Origin of the sequence: Mesorhizobium sp. M4A.F.Ca.ET.020.02.1.1, from assembly GCF_004022645.1 — a bacterium.
Classification (GTDB): Bacteria; Pseudomonadota; Alphaproteobacteria; order Rhizobiales; family Rhizobiaceae; genus Mesorhizobium.
Genome location: NZ_RZOI01001235.1, coordinates 1 through 860, shown reverse-complemented (window position 1 = coordinate 860; position 860 = coordinate 1). Strand labels below are relative to the sequence as shown.

The 860-nt window shown below is 57.3% G+C and carries 2 protein-coding genes; one reads left to right on the top strand and one right to left on the bottom strand.

Annotated features, from left to right (window positions below):
* A partial coding sequence (locus EN742_RS40145) for a LysR family transcriptional regulator (RefSeq protein WP_148670586.1) occupies window positions 1–281 on the bottom strand: 281 nt, incomplete at its 3' end.
* Between the two features lie 227 nt (window positions 282–508).
* On the opposite strand from EN742_RS40145, the gene EN742_RS36310 reads away from it, so the two are divergent.
* Window positions 509–727, top strand: coding sequence for a helix-turn-helix transcriptional regulator (locus EN742_RS36310; protein ID WP_127283167.1), 219 nt, complete (start codon window positions 509–511; stop codon window positions 725–727).
* The last annotated feature ends 133 nt before the right edge of the window (window positions 728–860 follow it).

Below are 860 nucleotides of genomic sequence, written 5' to 3'. Positions count from 1 at the left end.
TTCGTGATCGCGTAGATCGACGCTTCCAGGCGGTCCATGGAAGTCAGGGCCAATTCCACGTTGCGCAGGAGCTCCCAGGCTTTCCTCGACGGAATGATGCGGTTGGTCGATCTTTCAAAGAGGGCGATGCCGAGGGCGGCCTCGAGCTGCTTAACGTGCTGACTGACCGCAGGTTGGCTTATCCCGAGCGCAGCAGCTGCCTGTCTCGTCGATCCGGTCCGCAACACCTGACGAAAGACCTGCAGTTGTCGGAGCTTCAAGCCGCTTTGCAGCAACTCCATTTTGCGCCCTTTTTCTCGAGAGCCCTTCACCGGTCGCGACGCGATTGAGTTGGCCGATGAGGGTGTGGAGACCGCGCACACAACCCTGAAAATGAAACCGACGCGATCTCTGGGCCGACTTCGTTCTCCGGTTCATGCCGCCTTCACGGCTGAGATCTGTCTCAGATCAATCGTTTACATATTATAGTTGATAAACTCAAAGTATGTAAATCGCGATCTTCTGGCGCATGGACATGCGCAAATTGGTCGGCCGGAACTTCGCCCGCCTGCGTCGAGAGAAAGGCCTGACCCAGGAAGAGGTGGAAGCGCGTTCCGGCTTCAGTCAGCAATATCTCAGCGGCCTGGAACGTGGCCGAAGGAATCCGACCGTAATCACGCTTTATGAACTGGCCCAAGCCCTCGGTGTCGGCCACGTCGAATTGGTCGAGCCTGACAACGAGCCCTAACCAAAGCTGGCTCGACTACAATAGGTATCTTTCCGCCGCGGCAGGGGCGGTTAGCGGAACTTCCTTGAGGCGAGGGCGCTGAGGTCGATCCAGCACGCGCTCCTATGCCAATTCCATCGCTCCTAATTCAGAG

Coding starts and splice junctions, on each gene's coding strand:
- EN742_RS36310 (WP_127283167.1), top strand. CDS start 509: ATGGACATGCGCAAATTGGTCGGCCGGAACTTCGCCCGCCTGCGTCGA.